Below are 15539 nucleotides of genomic sequence, written 5' to 3' on the forward strand. Positions count from 1 at the left end.
TTCGGGCGGGTCCTCGGGTCAGTCGATGGTGAGCAGGTCGGCGACGCGTACCGGCGCCCCCGTCTCGAAGGACCGGTTGGCGGCCAGGCCGGTGAGCAGGGCCAGCGCGCCGTCCCGGGCGGTGGCGGCCCGTCCCATCGGGTCGGTCTGGCCGCCGAAGAGCACCCCGGTCATCCGGGCGTCCGCCCCGCCGTGGCCCTCGCGGGTGTGCCCGGGGACCGGCACCTCCCGGGGACGCTCCCAGAACGGGTGGACCGTGATCCGGGCCCAGCCGTCCTCGGCGGCGGCCTCCACCCCGTGCAGGGCGGCGCCCTTCACCTCGCCCGCGGTACGCCGGCTCACGTAGTCGTTCTCCACGACCTCCAGTTCGAGCCGGCCGTGGCTGCCGTTGAACATCACCCGGTAGCCCTCCCAGGGCGAGTACGCGGTGAGGTGGTACGTCATCGTGGCACCGCTGGAGTAGCGGGCCAGCACCGACATGTCGTCCTCGATCGTCACGCCCGGCGCGAAGACGTTCTGGTCCCGGTGGTACCCGTCCTCGGCCTCGGCGGCGAGGTAGAGCGCGCGCAGCTGCGGGTTGGCGTCCAGGTGCAGCGCGAACGGGTCGTCCGCCGCCTCCGGGGCGCCGTGCACCCGGTCGTAGTCGCGGGCGTACCCGTGCCGGCGGCCCGCCTCGTCGCCGTAGAAGAAGAGCTTGCCGGCGGCGTAGACCTGCTCCGGTCGCGCGTCGAGCCACCAGTTGACGAGGTCGAAGTGGTGGCTCGCCTTGTGCACCATCAGACCGCCGGAGTTGGCCTTGTCCCGGTGCCAGCGGCGGAAGTAGTCCGCGCCGTGCCGCACGTCGAGCAGCCACTCGAAGTGCACGGAGCCGATCTCGCCGATCTCGCCGGCGGCGAGCACCTCGCGGACCTTCTCGTGCAGCGGGTTGTAGCGGTAGTTGAAGGCGACCGAGAGGTTGCGGCCGGTCTCGGCGACAGTGTCGAGGATGCGCTGGCAGCGCGGCACGTCGATGGTCATCGGCTTCTCGGTGATCACGTCACGACCGGCGCGCAGCGCGGCGACGATGTACTCGTCGTGGGTGCGGTCGACGGTGGTCACCAGCACCACGTCGACCCGCTCCTTGTCGAGCATGGTGGTGAAGTCGGCCGCGGCGTAGGTCGGTACCGGCGCGGCGCCCAGGTCGGCGAGCCAGGCGTTGTGGGTACGCATCCGGGTCTGGTTGACGTCGGCGAAGGCGACGAGCTCGGCGGTCGCCGAGTGGTCGAGCACCAGGGCCCGGACGAACATCTCGGCTCGCGCGCCGGTACCGATCACCGCGTACCGGGTTCGCTCTCCGGAGCTTCCAGCCATCCCGCTTCCTCCGAGTCACTGCAAAGGTTTGCAGCCGAAGTAACCATGCGAGGAGCTATCGCGTCAACGACCGGAGCCAATCCTGCGGTATTCATCCGCTAATGCCAGAGTTTGGTGACCATGGAAGCTGCCGACCGCAATCATCTCGTAACTACCGTCCATTGACACCCGAGCAACCGTTTGCATTAATTGCTGCACCGGTCACCCGATCGGGCAGTGAAGATCACTTAGAGTCAGACCCCGGTCGGCGAAGTGGAGCGCACGCCACGACGCCGGCCGGCGTGGGTTTCCGGCCACACCCGTCGCGGCGGATGGGCGGGCGTCGAAGAGGAAGGGGCTCGCGTGCCAGCCACGATTCGGGACGTCGCGCGGGCGTCGGGGGTACACATCTCCACGGTGTCGCGCACGTTCTCGGCCCCGCACCTGGTCAACCCGGAGACCCGCAGCCGGGTCATGGCCTGCGCGGAGACCCTCGGCTATCGGCCCAACCGCGCGGCCCGCGCCCTCATCACCGGCCGTACGCACAACATCGGGCTGATCGTCGCCGACATCGCCAACCCCTTCTTCCCGCCGCTGATCAAGGCGGCCGAGAGTCAGGCCCGGCACCGCGACTACCACATCTTCGTGGCCGACACGAACGAGGACGCGGGCGCCGAGGAGGAGCTGGTGCACGCCCTGGCGAAGCAGGTCGACGGGGTGCTGCTCTGCAGCCCGCGGATGAGCAACAGCCTGATCGAGCAGCTCAGCCGCGAGGTCCCGCTGGTCGTCATCAACCGGCAGGTCACCGGCCTGCCGGCGGTGGTGATGGACGTCGGTCAGGGCGCCCGGCTCGCGGTGGAGCACCTCACCGCGCTGGGGCACCGCGACCTCGCCCTGCTCGGCGGGCCCCGCGGCTCCTGGACCAGCCGCGAGATCCGCCGCGCCGCGACGGCCGCGGCCCGCTCCGCCGAGGCGACGCTGACCGTACTCGGGCCGAACCCGCCCACCGAGGGCGGCGGTACGGCCATGGCCGAACAGGTCCGCCGGGCCGGCGTCACCGCCGTGCTGGCCTACAACGACCTGATGGCGATCGGCCTCATCGAGGGGCTCGACTCCCTCGGCGTCCGGGTGCCCCAGGACGTGAGCGTCGTCGGCATCGACGACATCGCGCTGAGCCGGCTCACCCGGCCCAAATTGACGACGGTGGCCACGCCAACCGCAGCCGCCGGCCGGACGGCCGTCGACATGCTCCTGCAGTACGACCCCGACCACCCCGCCGCGAGCCGCACCGGACGCGGCGGCGGGCGCACCACCGCAGGTGACGACCGTCGCACCACCGCACAGGTAATGCTCCAGACCGAGCTGGTCATCCGCGACTCGACGGGCCCCGGCCCCGCGGCCGGCAGCGGTCGCACCGGCACCGCGACCACGGAAACCGGCCCGGGTCCGCACCACGGTGCGGCTCCGGAGCCCCAGGTAGCGGATCCGCCCGAAGCTGTCGCCTCCTAACGCCCCAAGGAGTGAGCGCACATGCACGGCACCACACCATTCCCCCGTCCCGCGCTTCCGGCGCGCGGACGGCGTACCTCCACCCGGCCCCGCCGGCTGCTGCGCGGCCTGGTCGCCGCGGCGGTCGCCCTTCCGCTGGCCCTCGGCGCCGCCGCCTGCGGCGGGGACGACGCCGGCAGCGGCGACCCGAACGCCCCCGTGAAACTGTCGATCTTCTGGTGGGGGGCCGAGGCCCGCGCCAAGCTCACCGAGGACGCGCTGGCCCTCTACACCCAGAAACACCCGAACGTGACGTTCGAGAAGACCTGGCAGGCCAACCAGGGCTACTTCGACAAGCTCGCCACCCTCACCGCCGGCGGCAGCCCGCCCGACATCTTCCAGATCGACGACAACTACCTGACCGAGTACGCGTCCCGCAACACCACGCTCGACCTCACGAAGTACAAGGACAGCGGCAAGCTCGACGTCTCCAAGTTCCCGGAGAGCCTCTGGCAGTACGGCGTGGTCGACGGCAAGCTCGCGGGGCTCGCCTTCGGCGAGAACACCCAGGGCCTGGTCTACAACAAGACGCTGCTGGACAAGCACGGCCTGCCGGCGCCGACCACCGGGATGAGCTGGGCGGACTTCATCAGCTGGGCCGAGCAGGTCTCGAAGACCAGCAAGACCCCGGGCACCATGGACCCGAGCGCGGACTACAAGGCGTTCTGGGTCTGGCTGCGCCAGCAGGGCAAGGACCTCTACAAGGGCAAGGAACTGGGCTTCACCGCCGACGACGTGACCAAGTGGTTCGAGCTCTGGAAGGGCGCCCGGGAGCGGGGCGCGACCCCGCCCGCGGACGTGATCCACGAGGGCAACGCCACCGACATCAGCAAGCAGCTGGTCGTCACGGGCAAGGCCGCGACCTCCTTCGTCTGGGCCAACCAGATGCCGGAGCTGAAGAAGAACACCAAGGACGAGCTGGGCGTGGTGGCCTACCCGGGTGACCCGAGCGCGCAGTGGGCCCGGGCCTCGATGTACTTCTCGGTCTTCCGCAACAGCAAGCACAGGGACGTCGCGGTCGACGTGATCAACTTCCTGGCCAACGACGTCGAGGCCGGCAAGATCCTCGGTACCGACCGGGGGCTGCCGTCCAACCTGGACGTACGCAAGGCGGTCAGCGAGAGCGTCACCGACCCGGCCATGAAGCTCTCGATCCAGGTCGAGACCGAGCTGGCGTCGAAGTTCGGCCCGTCGCCGCAGGTGCCGCTCAAGGGCCACAGCAAGGTGCGCTCCGAACTGATCAAGGCTGCGGAGAACGTCCAGTACGGCCGGCAGAGCCCGTCCGAGGCCGCCGCGGCCTTCCTGTCCGTCTGCCAGTCCGCGATCGCCTGACCGCTCGGCGCGTCACCACGCTCGGAGAGGAGCCGGCTCGTGGCTCTGACCACGGCGCCCAACCCGACCCCTCGTGCCACGGACACCGTCCGGGCCCGCGCCGACCGGCGTGGGCCCGGCGGGGCCCGGCGCCGGGAGGGGTTGGCCGGGTACGTCTTCCTGTCGCCCTGGCTCGTCGGACTGATGGCCATCACGGCGATACCCATGCTCTTGTCGCTCTACCTCAGCTTCACCAGCTACGACGTGCTCACCCCCTGGTCGGAGGTGGAGTGGGTCGGGCTGGACAACTACCGGCGGATGTTCACCGACGACCCGTCGTTCTGGCACGCGGTACGGGTGACCCTGTCCTTCGCGCTGATCGCGGTACCGCTCAAGCTCGCCGCCGCGCTCGGCGTGGCCCTGCTGCTCAACCGGACCTGGCGCGGCGTCGGGCTTTTCCGCGGGCTGTTCTACCTGCCCAGCCTGCTCGGCGGCAGCGTCGCGCTGGCCATCGTCTGGGTCAACATGTTCAACCGCGACGGCGCGTTCAACTCGCTGCTGAGCCTGGTCGGCATCGAGGGGCGCCCGTGGGTGAACGACCCGGACTGGGCACTGGAGACGCTGATGGTGCTCGCCATCTGGCAGTTCGGCGCGCCCATGGTCATCTTCCTGGCCGGCCTCAAGCAGGTGCCGACCGAGCTGTACGAGGCCGCCGCGGTCGACGGGGCCGGCCCGGTACGGCAGTTCCTCCGGATCACGCTGCCGATGCTCTCCCCCGTGATCTTCTTCAACCTGGTGCTGGAGACGATCAACGGGTTCCAGGGCTTCACCTCCGCCTTCGTGCTCAGCAACGGCACCGGCGGGCCGGTCGACTCGACCCTGATGTACACGCTGAACCTCTACATCAAGGGCTTCGTGGAGCTGGAGATGGGCTACGCCTCCGCGATGGCCTGGGTCTTCCTGCTCGCCATCGCTTTGATCACGATCGTGCTCTTCCGGACCGGCCGGTTCTGGGTGCACTACTCGGACGAGGAGGACCGCTGATGGTCACCCACACGCCGGCGCTCGGCCGGCGGCGCGGCGTACCCGGACGGCAGGCCGTACGGCTGCTCGTCCTGGTCGCCATCCTCGCCGTGGTGCTCTATCCGCTGTTCTGGATGCTCGGCACCTCGGTGAAGTCCCAGGAGGAGATCGTCAGCAACATCGGGCTGCTGCCGAAGGAGTTCACCCCCGGCAACTACACCGACGGCTGGCGCAACTTCGACGTCAGCTTCGGCCGGTTCTTCCTCAACAGCATCCTGGTGAGCCTGCTGACCGTGCTCGGCAACGCCGTCTCCTGCCTGCTGGCGGCGTACGCCTTCGCCCGGCTGCGGTTCCGGCTGCGCGGCTTCTGGTTCGCCATCATGATCGGGACGCTGCTGCTCCCCGGGCACGTGCTGATCGTGCCGCAGTACATCCTGTTCCGGACCTTCGACATGGTCGGCGGGCCGTGGCCGTACCTGCCGCTGGTCGTCCCGCAGTTCCTGGCGACCGAGGCGTTCTTCGTCTTTCTCATGGTGCAGTTCATGCGGGGCATCCCGCGCGAGCTGGACGAGGCCGCGAAGATCGACGGCGCCAGCTCGTACGGCATCTTCCGGCACGTCATCCTGCCGCTGAGCCGGCCGGCGCTGGTGACCACGGCGATCTTCTCGTTCATCTGGACCTGGAACGACTTCTTCCGTCAGCTGGTCTACCTCTCCGACCTGCGGGACTACACGGTACCGGTGGCGTTGACGCTCTTCATCGACTCCACCAGCGAGAGCGCGGTCGGACCCATGTTCGCGATGTCGGTGCTCTCGCTGCTGCCGGTCTTCCTGTTCTTCGTCGCCTTCCAGCGCATGCTCGTCGAGGGCATCAACACCAGCGGCCTCAAGGGATGACCCCCGTCGACGGGCCCAGCCCCGTCGATCTAGGGCAAATCGTGGTGATCGGAGATCAACTCACGGGGATTTGCCCTAGATCGACGGGGAGGGGGCGGATGAGACGGGGAGAGGGTGCGGAAGGGAGGTGGGGACCGTGAGCGCGGAACGGGACGGGAGCACCGGGCCGGGCCGGACGGACTCGGTGGCGGCGCCGAGCTGGCCCGAGGAGCGCGACGAGGGCACGGCCCCGCGGCACGACTGGCGGGACACCCTGCGCAACGCCACCGACCTCGCCCTGCTCGGCGTGCTCGTCACCGTGGCGGCGCTGCCCGTGCTGACGGCCGGAGCCGCCGTCGCCACCGCCAGCTCGGCCGTGCGGCACTGGCTGGCGTACGACCGCTGGCCCGACGCGCGGCGGCTGCTGCGGGACTTCGGCCGGGGCGTACTCCCCGGCGCCGGTGCCACCCTGGCCGCCGGGGCCGCCGCCGCCCTGCTGGGCCTCAACCTGCTCGCCCTCGGCCGCGGGCTGGTGCCGGGCGGGCGGCCGCTGCTGGTGGTCACCGCGGCGCTGGCCGTCGCGGCCGTCGGGCTCGCCGGGTTGACCGTCGTCGAGGTCGGGCGCCGGGGCGGGCGGGGTTGGCTGCTCGCCGTACGGGCGGCGGCGCGGCTCGCCGGGCGCCGGCCCGTGGCGCTGCTCGCCTCGGCCGGCGTACTGGTGCTGGCGGCGGTGCTCGGCGCGATGGTGCTGCCGCTGCTCACCCCGATCCTGGCCGGCTACACCCTCTTCGCCCTGCACGCGGTCGCCCGGCGGGCCGGATGGTAGAGACACCGACGCCCGGATGGCGCGACAGCGGATCGCGCGACAGCGGATGGCCGGCCTCACCGGGCGGTCGTCGGCTCCGCCTGTGCGACCAGGAAGCGGTAACCGTCCACTTCGAAGTGGAACGCCACCTCTCCCCACTCCCGCCTGGCCAGCGGACGGGTAACCACGTTCCCCGCCGCGTGACGTCGATGGACCTCGTCGATTTCGATCGACTCGGGTAGGCGGATGTAGACCTCGACGCCCGCACCACGGTACGGGCGGGCGGCGCCGGGCAGGAACTCCTCCTCTGCCGTACCGAGCATGACCTGCGCGTCACCCAGTTCCACGCACGCCAGCCGATCGTCGGAGTCGGCCGGCGTGGCGAAGACCAGGCGCCAACCGAGCCGCGTGACGAAGATGTCGGCGGTCCGGTACGGATCGTCGCAGGCAAGGATCACCGAGAACACGGCCGCACCGTAGCGCGGAGGTACGACACGACGGGCCCGGCAGCCGGACCCGTCGGCTCAGGCGTGGTAGACCTCGAACTCGACGACGCGGGAGTAGGTGACGCCCTCGTTGCTGGCGAGCGTGACGATCCGGACCGCTCCCGTGGTGACCGGCGTGAAGGTCGAGCTGACCAGTCCGAGCAGGTTGCCGCGTACCTCCGCCACGGTCTGCCAGCCGGTGCCGACCCGCACTTGCACGTCCCAGTCCCGCAGGCCGTACCGGGCGGCCGGGTACTTCGCCGAGTCCAGCGTGTACAGATCGACGCGGCCGACCACCTGCGGCTGGTCGAAGGTGACCTGGAGCCAGTCCGGAAAGCTGCCCTTGGTCGCGTCGTTCCAGCCGGTCGTCGACGCCCAGTGGGTGGAGTCCCGGTCGCCGTCGACCGCGCCGCAGGCCGGGTACGTGGGCAGGTTCTCCGACGAGGCGGAGACCGGCACGTACCGGGCCAGGTTGCCGGTGGTCTCCACCGGGGCGGGCGCCACCTCCACCGGCAGCGCGAGCCGCTGGCTTCCCGCGTGGGCCGTGATGGTGTACCGGCCGGGCGGGGTGGAGCGGGGCGCGCTCACCGAGATCTTCACCTTGAGCGTGTACCCGGCCGGCAGATAGCTGGAGACCAGGTACCGGGAGAGTTGCAGCGGTGCCGGCGCCTCCAGGAACGCGTCGGCGTACACCTCGGTCCGGCCGGTGTTGCCGAACCGCAGCTCGAAGCCCTGGTTCGCACAGGGGACCGGATCGACCCGTACCTGGTCCACGTCGGCGGCGAGGCTCAGCCGGGCGGTGTCGGGGTGACCGGCGGCGGCCGGGACGGCGGCGCCCAGCCCCACCAGCACGAGGGCCGCGACCGCGACGCTCGTCTTCCGTCCCCGGGACAGGCCGGCCAGCCGGCGCCGGAACCTACTCAGCATGGTCATCCCTCACACCGGGTTCAGGCCGGGATTGCCGGCCTCGACGACGAACGACTTGACGGTCTGCACCGGGGCGCCGGTGCGGTCCACGTACGGCACCACCCGGTAGTCGGCGCGCAGCTCGTGCGGGGTGAGCCGGACCACGAGGTACCCACGCCGCTCGTTGACCAGCTTCAGGTGCGGGTTGGCGGCGAGGAAGTTCTGCCCGTTCGCGGAGATGTCGGCGCCGTTTCCGCCACTGCTGATCGACGTCGTCACCAGCTCGACGCCGAACGGCCGGGCGGCCGGGTCGGCGAAGTCGCGCTTCATCTCCAGCGCGTACGCGGCGTGCACGTCCCCCGTCAACACCACCGGGTTGCCCCCGCGCAGGGCGGCGAGCCCGTCCAGCATCTGCCGCTGCTCGGCGGCGTACCCGTCCCAGGCGTCCATGTTGTAGAGCTCCCCGGCCGTCGGGTCGAGGTCCATCCGGCTCATCACCACCTGGTTCGCCAGCAGGTTCCAGGTGGCCCGTGACCGGTCGAGCCCGTCGAAGAGCCACCGCTGCTGCTGGGCACCGGCGAAGGCGCGGGCCGGGTCGCGCCGGGTGGCCGAGTCCACCTTCCAGCCGTCGCCGTCCGCCTGGTCGGCCCGGTACTGACGGGTGTCGAGCACGTTCAGGTCGGCGAGCTGCCCAAAGGCGAAGCGGCGGTAGAGCATGTAGTTCGGGCCGCGCGGCGCGGGCGAGCGCAGCGGCATGTTCTCCCAGTACGCCCGGTAGGCGCTGGCCCGCCGGACCAGGAAGTCCTCGGCCGGGGCGTTGCTCTTCGACGTCAGGTCCGCGTAGTTGTCCTGAACCTCGTGGTCGTCCCAGGTGGGGATCCAGGGCGCGTTCTGGTGCGCCGCCCGCAGGTCCGGGTCGGACTTGTAGAGGGCGTACTGGAGCCGGTACCGGTCCAGCGTGTCGGCCTCGGTACGGAACTGGCTCGGCACCGGGTCGGTGACGAAGCGCAAGCCGCCGGCGGCGGCGATGCCGTACTCGTAGATGTAGTCCCCGAGGAAGAGCACGGCGTCGACGTCCTCGCCGGCGATGTGCCGGTGCGCGGTGTAGTAGCCGTCCGGCCAGGACTGGCAGGAGGCGACCGCGAAGGTGAGCTGGTCGACCCGCTGCCTCGGCGCGGGCGCGGTCCGGGTACGGCCGCTCGGGCTGAGGTACCGGCCCACCCGGAAGCGGTACCAGTAGTGCCGTCCCGGTTCCAGGCCCCGGACGTCCACGTGCACGCTGTAGCCGTACTCGGGTTTCGCGCTGGCGGTGCCGGAGCGGACCACGTGCCGGAAGCGCTCGTCGCTGGCCACCTGCCACTGCACGGTGGTCGCCCGGTACGGCATGCCGCCCAGCGGTTCGTACGGCCGGGGCGCCAGCCGCGTCCAGATCACCACGGCGTCCGGCAGCGGTTCGCCGGAGGCGACGCCGAGGCTGAACGGGTCGTCGGTGACGTTTCCGCCGGTGGCGCCGGCGCTGGATCCGCCCGTCAGGTTCGTCGCGAAGGCGAGCGCCGTCGCGGCTCCGGTGACGGTGAGGAAGCGCCGCCGGGCCAGCCGGGCCGCCGGCCTGAGGTCTCCGTCGTCGATCACCAGCAGGGCTCCTTCCGGGGTCCGCCCGCAGTCTTGATCATTAACGACGGGCCGGGTGACCACCGGGTGGCCGGACACCCACCGGCGATGGGCCGGAGCGTGAACTGGACGGGACCATCCCCCTGGCGGGGCTCAGCCCTTGGCGAAGCGGCGCAGTGCGAAGCCGGAGTCCTGGGCGCAGGCGACGAACCTGCTGTTCCACGAGCAGGTCGCCGAGCGGGAGCCCTTGAGCTGCCCCAGCTCGGTCGGGACCGTCGAACCCAACCCCAGCCCCGCCACGCTCCGGTCGTCGGCGATGGTGGAGAGCCCCTCCGCGAAGAAGAGCACGTTGCCGCCGTCGACGCGTACCGCCGCACCGTCGCGGCGCACCAGCACGCCCTTCTCCGGCGTCAGGATCGTGGCGGTGCGGTCGGTGCCGGAGGCGCCCACCAGGATGTGCTCGCCGACCGGCACGACCAGCTCGGCGTCCGGCACCTTCTCGGACCAGAGCCGCCGGCGCGCCTTCGTGTCGACCAGCTGCAGCTCGGCCGTCTTCGGGTCGAAGCTCACCGTCTCCAGTAGACAGAGCCGCTGCTCGCCGCAGGGCGTCAGCTTCGCCAGGCGCCGCTGGTCGTCGGCGGCGCTGTAGGTGGTCACCGGCTCCCCGAGGGTCGTCAGATCGTACTCGTCGACGTGGTAGCCGCCGTCGTCGTTGGCCACGTAGAGCCGGTCGCCGTACGCCGCCGTCAGGTCCGGGTCGGCGACGGTCCCCCGGGTCTTGAGTACCGTCCCGTCACTCACCGCGACGACCCGTACCGAGTGGTCGCCGCCGAACTGCACGATCCGCCGGTCGTCGCCGTGATACGCCCCCATCGGCGCGCCGCCGGCGTCGGCCGGTCCGCCCAGGTCGTCGGCGGTCCGCACCACGGTCACGAACGACTCCGGCGCGTACTGGTCGTGCTTCGGGTTCGGCTCGCTCCACCGCTGTCGGCCGCTGGCGGCGTCCAGCCCGACCAGCCGGTCCCGGGCCCGGTCGAGCACCACGATCCGGTCGTCGAAGAAGAACACCTGGTCGCCACCGCGATCGCAGCCGCGCAGGTCGTACCGCCACCGCTCGCTCCCGTTGCCGGCCGCGAAGGCGACCAGGTGGCACGGCTCGTCCCTGCCGGTCGCCCGGCTCACGGCGACCAGCACGTCCGGCAGCGCGACGATCGAGAGCCACTCCTTGGCCGAGCCGGAGGTCCGCTCGCGCCACGCCTCCTTGAGCGGCTCGGCTCCCGTGGCGGCCCGATCGGTGTCGACCGCCACCACCTCCAACCGCTCCTGCACGTCGTAGGCGAAGTACACCCGGTCGCCGCCGAAGGCCGTGAGGTAGGTCGACGGATTCGCCCCGTCGGCGAAGGCGACCGTCCCCGCGTCGGCGAAGGGCTGGTAGTCGAGGTCCGGGTACCGGTCGCGGGTGAGGTAGAGCGCCACCGCGCCGACCACGCCGGCCAGCGCGGCGACCGCCGCCGCGACGATCCAGGTGGTACGCCGGCGCGGCCGGCCCCCTGGTCCGGCTGCCGCTGCGGAGTCCGGCGACATCACCCCCGAGACCGGCGCCCCGGGCGAGACGGGCACGCCGGACGACATCGGTGAGACCGGCGCCCCGGGCGCGCCGGGCGAGACCGGCACGCCGGAGACCGGGGCGGCCGTTGCCACCCGCGCCGCGCCCGGCATCGCCGCCTCCGCCACGGCGGCCGGCGCGAACTCCACCACCGCTCCCTCCGCGACCGGCAGCTCCGGCTGCTCCAGCACGGTCGGCGCGATCCCGAGGTCGGCGTGGAGCAGGCGTGCCACCAGCGGCACCCGGGACGAGCCGCCGACGAGGAAGAGGCCGGCGAGCTGGTCCGGGGTCAGCCCACAGCCGGCGATGACCGAGGCGGTCTCGGCCACGCCCCGGCGCAGCAGCGGCGTCGCCAGCCGCTCCAGCTCGGTACGGGTCAGGTGCAGGGCCTGCTCCAGCCCGGGCACCACGACCGGCGCGGTCGACGTACGCGAGAGCATCTCCTTGGCGGCGCGCACCTCGTCCCAGAGCTGCCGCCGCTCGCGCCACCGCGCCGGCGTCTCCGGCCGGGCCAGCCGCTGCCAGGTCTCGGGATCGGTCGCGGCGACCACCGTGCCGATCTGCTCGACCAGCGCGGCGTCCAGGTCCAACCCGCCCAGTTCCGCGATCCCTCCGGAACCGATCACCTCGAAGCGGGCCCGGCCCGCCTGGTCGACGCCCGAGTTGCGGACCACCGCGACGTCGAGGGTGCCGCCGCCGAAGTCGAAGACCGCGATCGCCGCGCCGAGCGGTACCGGACGCCGCAGCGCCTCGGCGAAGTACCGGGCCGCGGCCACGGGCTCGGGCACCAGCCCGGTACCGCCCGATCCGACCGGCGGCCAGCCGGCCCGGCGTACCGCCTCGGCGAGCACCTCGCGGCGGCGCGCGCCCCAGCCGGCCGGATGCGTCAGCACGGCCGGTGGGACGAACCCGACCGCCTCCACCGCCGCCGCGGCGACGGCCCGCAGCGTCGCGGCGAGCAGCTCGGCCGTGGGGATCTCGCGGTCGCCGAGCAGCACCAGCGGCTCGTCGACCCGACGCTTCGGGTTCGGCTCGTAGCGCACCGGATCGGCCTGGGCGAGCCGCTGCGCGTCGCGCCCGACGTGCAGCCGGCCGGCGCCGTCCAGGAGAACCCCCGACGGCATGGTCGGCTGACCGTCGAAGAGGAGCGGGCGGGTACGGCCGTCCGGCCGGCGCAGTACGGCGACGGTGTTGGACGTACCTAGGTCGACGCCGAGCCCGTAGCCGCCGTCCAGCCCTGCCATCTGCCGACTCCTCCGGGGCGAGGGGGATGCCCGGCCCTGCATGTTACGGCCACCCCACAGCCCCGATCGGCAACGCCAACCCCACTGACCGGAGCACCCAACCGTTCGGGACACCCCGTTCAATCGACCCGCGAGCAGCGAAAGGTGGGGCCCACCGTGCCCGGCGAAGACATCAAGCCTGACGGGATTCGCCGGGTACGGTGGGCCCCCACCCAGAAGCGCAACTACTCCCGCGCCCGACGACGGGCGATTTCGGCGAGCGTGACGGCCGCCGCGACGCTGGCGTTGAGCGACTCCACCCCGGAGATCATCGGGATGCTGACCCGCAGGTCGCAGGTGGCTCCGACCAGGCGGGACAGGCCGCGGCCCTCGGAGCCGACCACCACCACGACCGGGCCGACCGCGGCCTCCAGGTCGTACAGGTCGGTCTCGCCGTCCGCGTCGAGCCCGATGACCAGGAAGCCCGCCTGCTGGCAGGCCTTCAGCGACCGGGTCAGGTTGGTCACCTGGCTGACCGGGACCCGGGCCGCCGCACCGGCGCTGGTCCGCCACGCGGTGGCGGTGATGCCGGCCGCCCGGCGCTCGGGTACGAAGACCCCGTTCGCGCCGAACGCGGCCGCCGACCGGATGACCGCGCCCAGGTTACGGGGGTCGGTCACCCCGTCCAGCGCGACCAGCAGGGGCGCGGTCAGCTCGGCGGCCGCCCCGAGCAGGTCCTCGAAGGGCTGGTAGGCGAAGGGGGGCACCTGGAGCCCGATGCCCTGGTGCAGTACGCCCCCGGTCATCCGGTCCAGCTCGGCCCGGGTCACCTCCATGATCGCGATACCCCGGTCGGCGGCGGTACGCACCGACTCGTTGACCCGGTCGTCGATCTCGATGCCCTGCGCGACGTAGAGCGCGGTCGCCGGGACCTGGGCCCGCAGCGATTCGAGCACCGGGTTGCGCCCGACGAGCAGTTCCGGGGCGTCCTTGGCCGGCGCCGACTTGCGGCCGGGGGCGACCCGCGGGCCGCCGCGCGCCGGCGCCTTGCCGCCGCCTCCCGCACGGGACGCGGCACCGCGCCGGGCACCCGGGGCACCCTTGGTCCCCTTGCCCCAGGTGGTGTCCTTGCTGCCGGGCTGGCCGACCTTGGGGGCCCGCCCCTCGGCCGCCGCCGCCCGGCGCTCCTTCTCCTGCTTCCAGGCCGTCCGGTCCGGGAGCTTCTCGGTGCCGGAGTACGCCTTGTGCCAGGGCCGTTCGTCCGCCGGCAGGGTACGGCCGCGACCGGCGAGGCCGGCGCGGTTCTTGCCGCCGGAGCCGATGGTGGCCCCCTTCTTCGAGGTGACCCGCTTGCCGCGTCGGGCTGAGTTGCCGGGCATCAGTGCTGCTCTCCGATCGTCCAACGGGGGCCCTGTGGCGTGTCCTCGACCACCACACCGGCCCGCCTGAGCTGGTCGCGCACCGCGTCCGCGGCGGCCCAGTCCTTGCGCCCACGGGCGTGGGCGCGCTGCTCCAGCGCGAGCGCCACCAGCGCGTCGACGGTGGCGCGCAGGTCCTCGCCCGCGCCACCACCGGTCCAGGCCGGATCGAGGGGATCCAGGCCGAGGATGTCGAGCATGGCTCGTACGGCGGCGAGAGCGGCAACTGTACCCGCGTCGTCCCCGCCGGTCAGGGCGTTGTTGCCGTCCCGGAGCACCTCGTGCAGCACGGCCAGCGCGGCGGAGGTGTTCAGATCGTCGTCCATCGCGGCGGCGAACCCGGGCGGCAGTTCGCCCGGCTCGCCGGCGCCGACCCGCTCGGCCGCCCGCTGGACGAAGTTCTCGATCCGCCGGTACGCCACGGCGGCCTCGCGCAGCGACTCGTCCGAGTAGTCGATCCGGGAGCGGTAGTGCGGGGCGACCATGTAGTAGCGAAGCTCGATCGGGGTCACCCCGATCGACTGCACGTGGTCGAGGTCGATCACGTTCCCCAGCGACTTGCTCATCTTCGCCTCGCCGAGGTTGAGCAGACCGTGGTGCACCCAGTAGCGGGCGAACCCCAACCCGGCCGAGCGGGACTGGGCGATCTCGTTCTCGTGGTGCGGGAAGGTCAGGTCGAGACCGCCGCCGTGGATGTCGAACTCGGCGCCGAGGTAGCGCCAGCACATGGCGGAGCACTCGATGTGCCAGCCGGGCCGTCCGGAGCCCCAGGGCGACGGCCAGTAGGCGTCGGCCGGCTCGTCCGGTTTCGCGCCCTTCCAGAGCGCGAAGTCCTGCGGGTCCCGTTTGCCGAGTTCCAGCGACTCCTCGGTCGTCTTCATCGCGTCGACCCGCTGGCCGGAGAGTTCGCCGTACTCGGGGAAGGAGCGGACGTCGAAGTAGACGTCGCCGGAGCCGTCCCCGGCCGGGTAGGCGTGCCCGCCCGCGATCAGCTTGGCGATCAACTCGTGCATCTCCGGGATGTGCCCGGTCGCCCGCGGCTCGTACGTCGGCGGCAGCACGTTGAGCGCCCGGTACGCCGCCTCCAGGACGCGCTCGTTCTCGTACGCGATGGCCCAGAACGGGCGGCCCTGCTCCAGCGACTTGACGAGGATCTTGTCGTCGATGTCGGTGAGGTTGCGGATGAAGGTGATGTCGTGACCGCTGTGCCGCAGCCACCGGCGCAGCACGTCGTAGTTGACGCCGGAACGGAGATGGCCGATGTGGGGCGGCGACTGGAGGGTGAGACCACACAGGTAGATCCCCACCTTGCCGGCTTCCCGCGGAACGAAGTCCCGCACCGATCGGGTGGCGGTGTCATACAGGCGTAGCGTCACCGTACCAGGGTAGCCGTCGCCAC

The 15539-nt window shown here is 71.9% G+C and carries 12 protein-coding genes; 5 read left to right on the top strand and 7 right to left on the bottom strand.

Annotated features, from left to right (window positions below; all coding sequences use genetic code 11):
* Window positions 1-18: 18 nt before the first annotated feature.
* Window positions 19-1350: a Gfo/Idh/MocA family oxidoreductase gene (locus tag AB0J86_RS11245; RefSeq protein WP_363855894.1), complete on the bottom strand. Its 1332-nt coding sequence runs from the start codon at window positions 1348-1350 to the stop codon at window positions 19-21.
* A 342-nt stretch (window positions 1351-1692) separates the two neighbouring features.
* Between AB0J86_RS11245 and AB0J86_RS11250 the strand changes: the two genes are divergently transcribed.
* The 5 genes from AB0J86_RS11250 (at window position 1693) to AB0J86_RS11270 (ending at window position 6912) form a co-directional block, all read left to right on the top strand.
* Window positions 1693-2838, top strand: a complete 1146-nt coding sequence (locus tag AB0J86_RS11250) for a LacI family DNA-binding transcriptional regulator (protein ID WP_363855896.1) — start codon at window positions 1693-1695, stop codon at window positions 2836-2838.
* 21 nt (window positions 2839-2859) lie between these two features.
* On the top strand, window positions 2860-4209 hold the full coding sequence (locus AB0J86_RS11255) for an extracellular solute-binding protein (protein ID WP_363855898.1): 1350 nt from the start codon (window positions 2860-2862) through the stop codon (window positions 4207-4209).
* Between the two features lie 39 nt (window positions 4210-4248).
* Window positions 4249-5232, top strand: coding sequence for a sugar ABC transporter permease (locus tag AB0J86_RS11260; RefSeq protein WP_363855900.1), 984 nt, complete (start codon window positions 4249-4251; stop codon window positions 5230-5232).
* Window positions 5232-6107, top strand: a complete 876-nt coding sequence (locus tag AB0J86_RS11265) for a carbohydrate ABC transporter permease (RefSeq protein ID WP_363855902.1) — start codon at window positions 5232-5234, stop codon at window positions 6105-6107. The genes AB0J86_RS11260 and AB0J86_RS11265 overlap by 1 nt, the downstream gene beginning before the upstream one ends.
* Before the next feature lie 136 nt (window positions 6108-6243).
* Window positions 6244-6912 carry a hypothetical protein gene (locus AB0J86_RS11270; RefSeq protein ID WP_363855904.1) on the top strand — a complete coding sequence of 223 codons (669 nt, stop codon included), beginning with the start codon at window positions 6244-6246 and terminating at the stop codon, window positions 6910-6912.
* A 56-nt stretch (window positions 6913-6968) separates the two neighbouring features.
* On the opposite strand, the gene AB0J86_RS11275 is transcribed toward AB0J86_RS11270, so the two are convergent.
* The 6 genes from AB0J86_RS11275 to cysS all read right to left on the bottom strand — a co-directional run bounded on the left by AB0J86_RS11275 (window position 6969) and on the right by cysS (window position 15516).
* Window positions 6969-7358, bottom strand: coding sequence for a hypothetical protein (locus AB0J86_RS11275; protein ID WP_363855906.1), 390 nt, complete (start codon window positions 7356-7358; stop codon window positions 6969-6971).
* 57 nt (window positions 7359-7415) lie between these two features.
* A complete protein-coding gene (locus tag AB0J86_RS11280) occupies window positions 7416-8303 on the bottom strand; it encodes a discoidin domain-containing protein (protein ID WP_363855908.1) in 888 nt (295 codons plus the stop codon).
* 9 nt (window positions 8304-8312) lie between these two features.
* Window positions 8313-9914 carry an alkaline phosphatase D family protein gene (locus AB0J86_RS11285; protein WP_363855910.1) on the bottom strand — a complete coding sequence of 534 codons (1602 nt, stop codon included), beginning with the start codon at window positions 9912-9914 and terminating at the stop codon, window positions 8313-8315.
* Between the two features lie 132 nt (window positions 9915-10046).
* Entirely contained in the window at window positions 10047-12743 is a 2697-nt protein-coding gene (locus tag AB0J86_RS11290) for a hsp70 family protein (RefSeq protein ID WP_363855912.1), read from the bottom strand.
* A gap of 224 nt (window positions 12744-12967) precedes the next feature.
* Entirely contained in the window at window positions 12968-14101 is a 1134-nt protein-coding gene (gene rlmB / locus AB0J86_RS11295; protein WP_363855914.1) for a 23S rRNA (guanosine(2251)-2'-O)-methyltransferase RlmB, read from the bottom strand.
* Window positions 14101-15516, bottom strand: coding sequence for a cysteine--tRNA ligase (cysS, locus tag AB0J86_RS11300; protein WP_363855916.1), 1416 nt, complete (start codon window positions 15514-15516; stop codon window positions 14101-14103). The genes rlmB and cysS overlap by 1 nt, the downstream gene beginning before the upstream one ends.
* Window positions 15517-15539: the final 23 nt, after the last annotated feature.

The organism is Micromonospora sp. NPDC049559 (assembly GCF_040676675.1).
GTDB lineage: Bacteria > Actinomycetota > Actinomycetes > Mycobacteriales > Micromonosporaceae > JBFAPK01.

Excerpts from the sequence above, each read along its gene's own strand:
- AB0J86_RS11245 (WP_363855894.1), bottom strand. The coding sequence starts at position 1,350 with ATGGCTGGAAGCTCCGGAGAGCGAACCCGGTACGCGGTGATCGGTACC.
- AB0J86_RS11255 (WP_363855898.1), top strand. The coding sequence starts at position 2,860 with ATGCACGGCACCACACCATTCCCCCGTCCCGCGCTTCCGGCGCGCGGA.
- AB0J86_RS11265 (WP_363855902.1), top strand. The coding sequence starts at position 5,232 with ATGGTCACCCACACGCCGGCGCTCGGCCGGCGGCGCGGCGTACCCGGA.
- AB0J86_RS11280 (WP_363855908.1), bottom strand. The coding sequence starts at position 8,303 with ATGCTGAGTAGGTTCCGGCGCCGGCTGGCCGGCCTGTCCCGGGGACGG.
- AB0J86_RS11290 (WP_363855912.1), bottom strand. The coding sequence starts at position 12,743 with ATGGCAGGGCTGGACGGCGGCTACGGGCTCGGCGTCGACCTAGGTACG.
- rlmB (WP_363855914.1), bottom strand. The coding sequence starts at position 14,101 with ATGCCCGGCAACTCAGCCCGACGCGGCAAGCGGGTCACCTCGAAGAAG.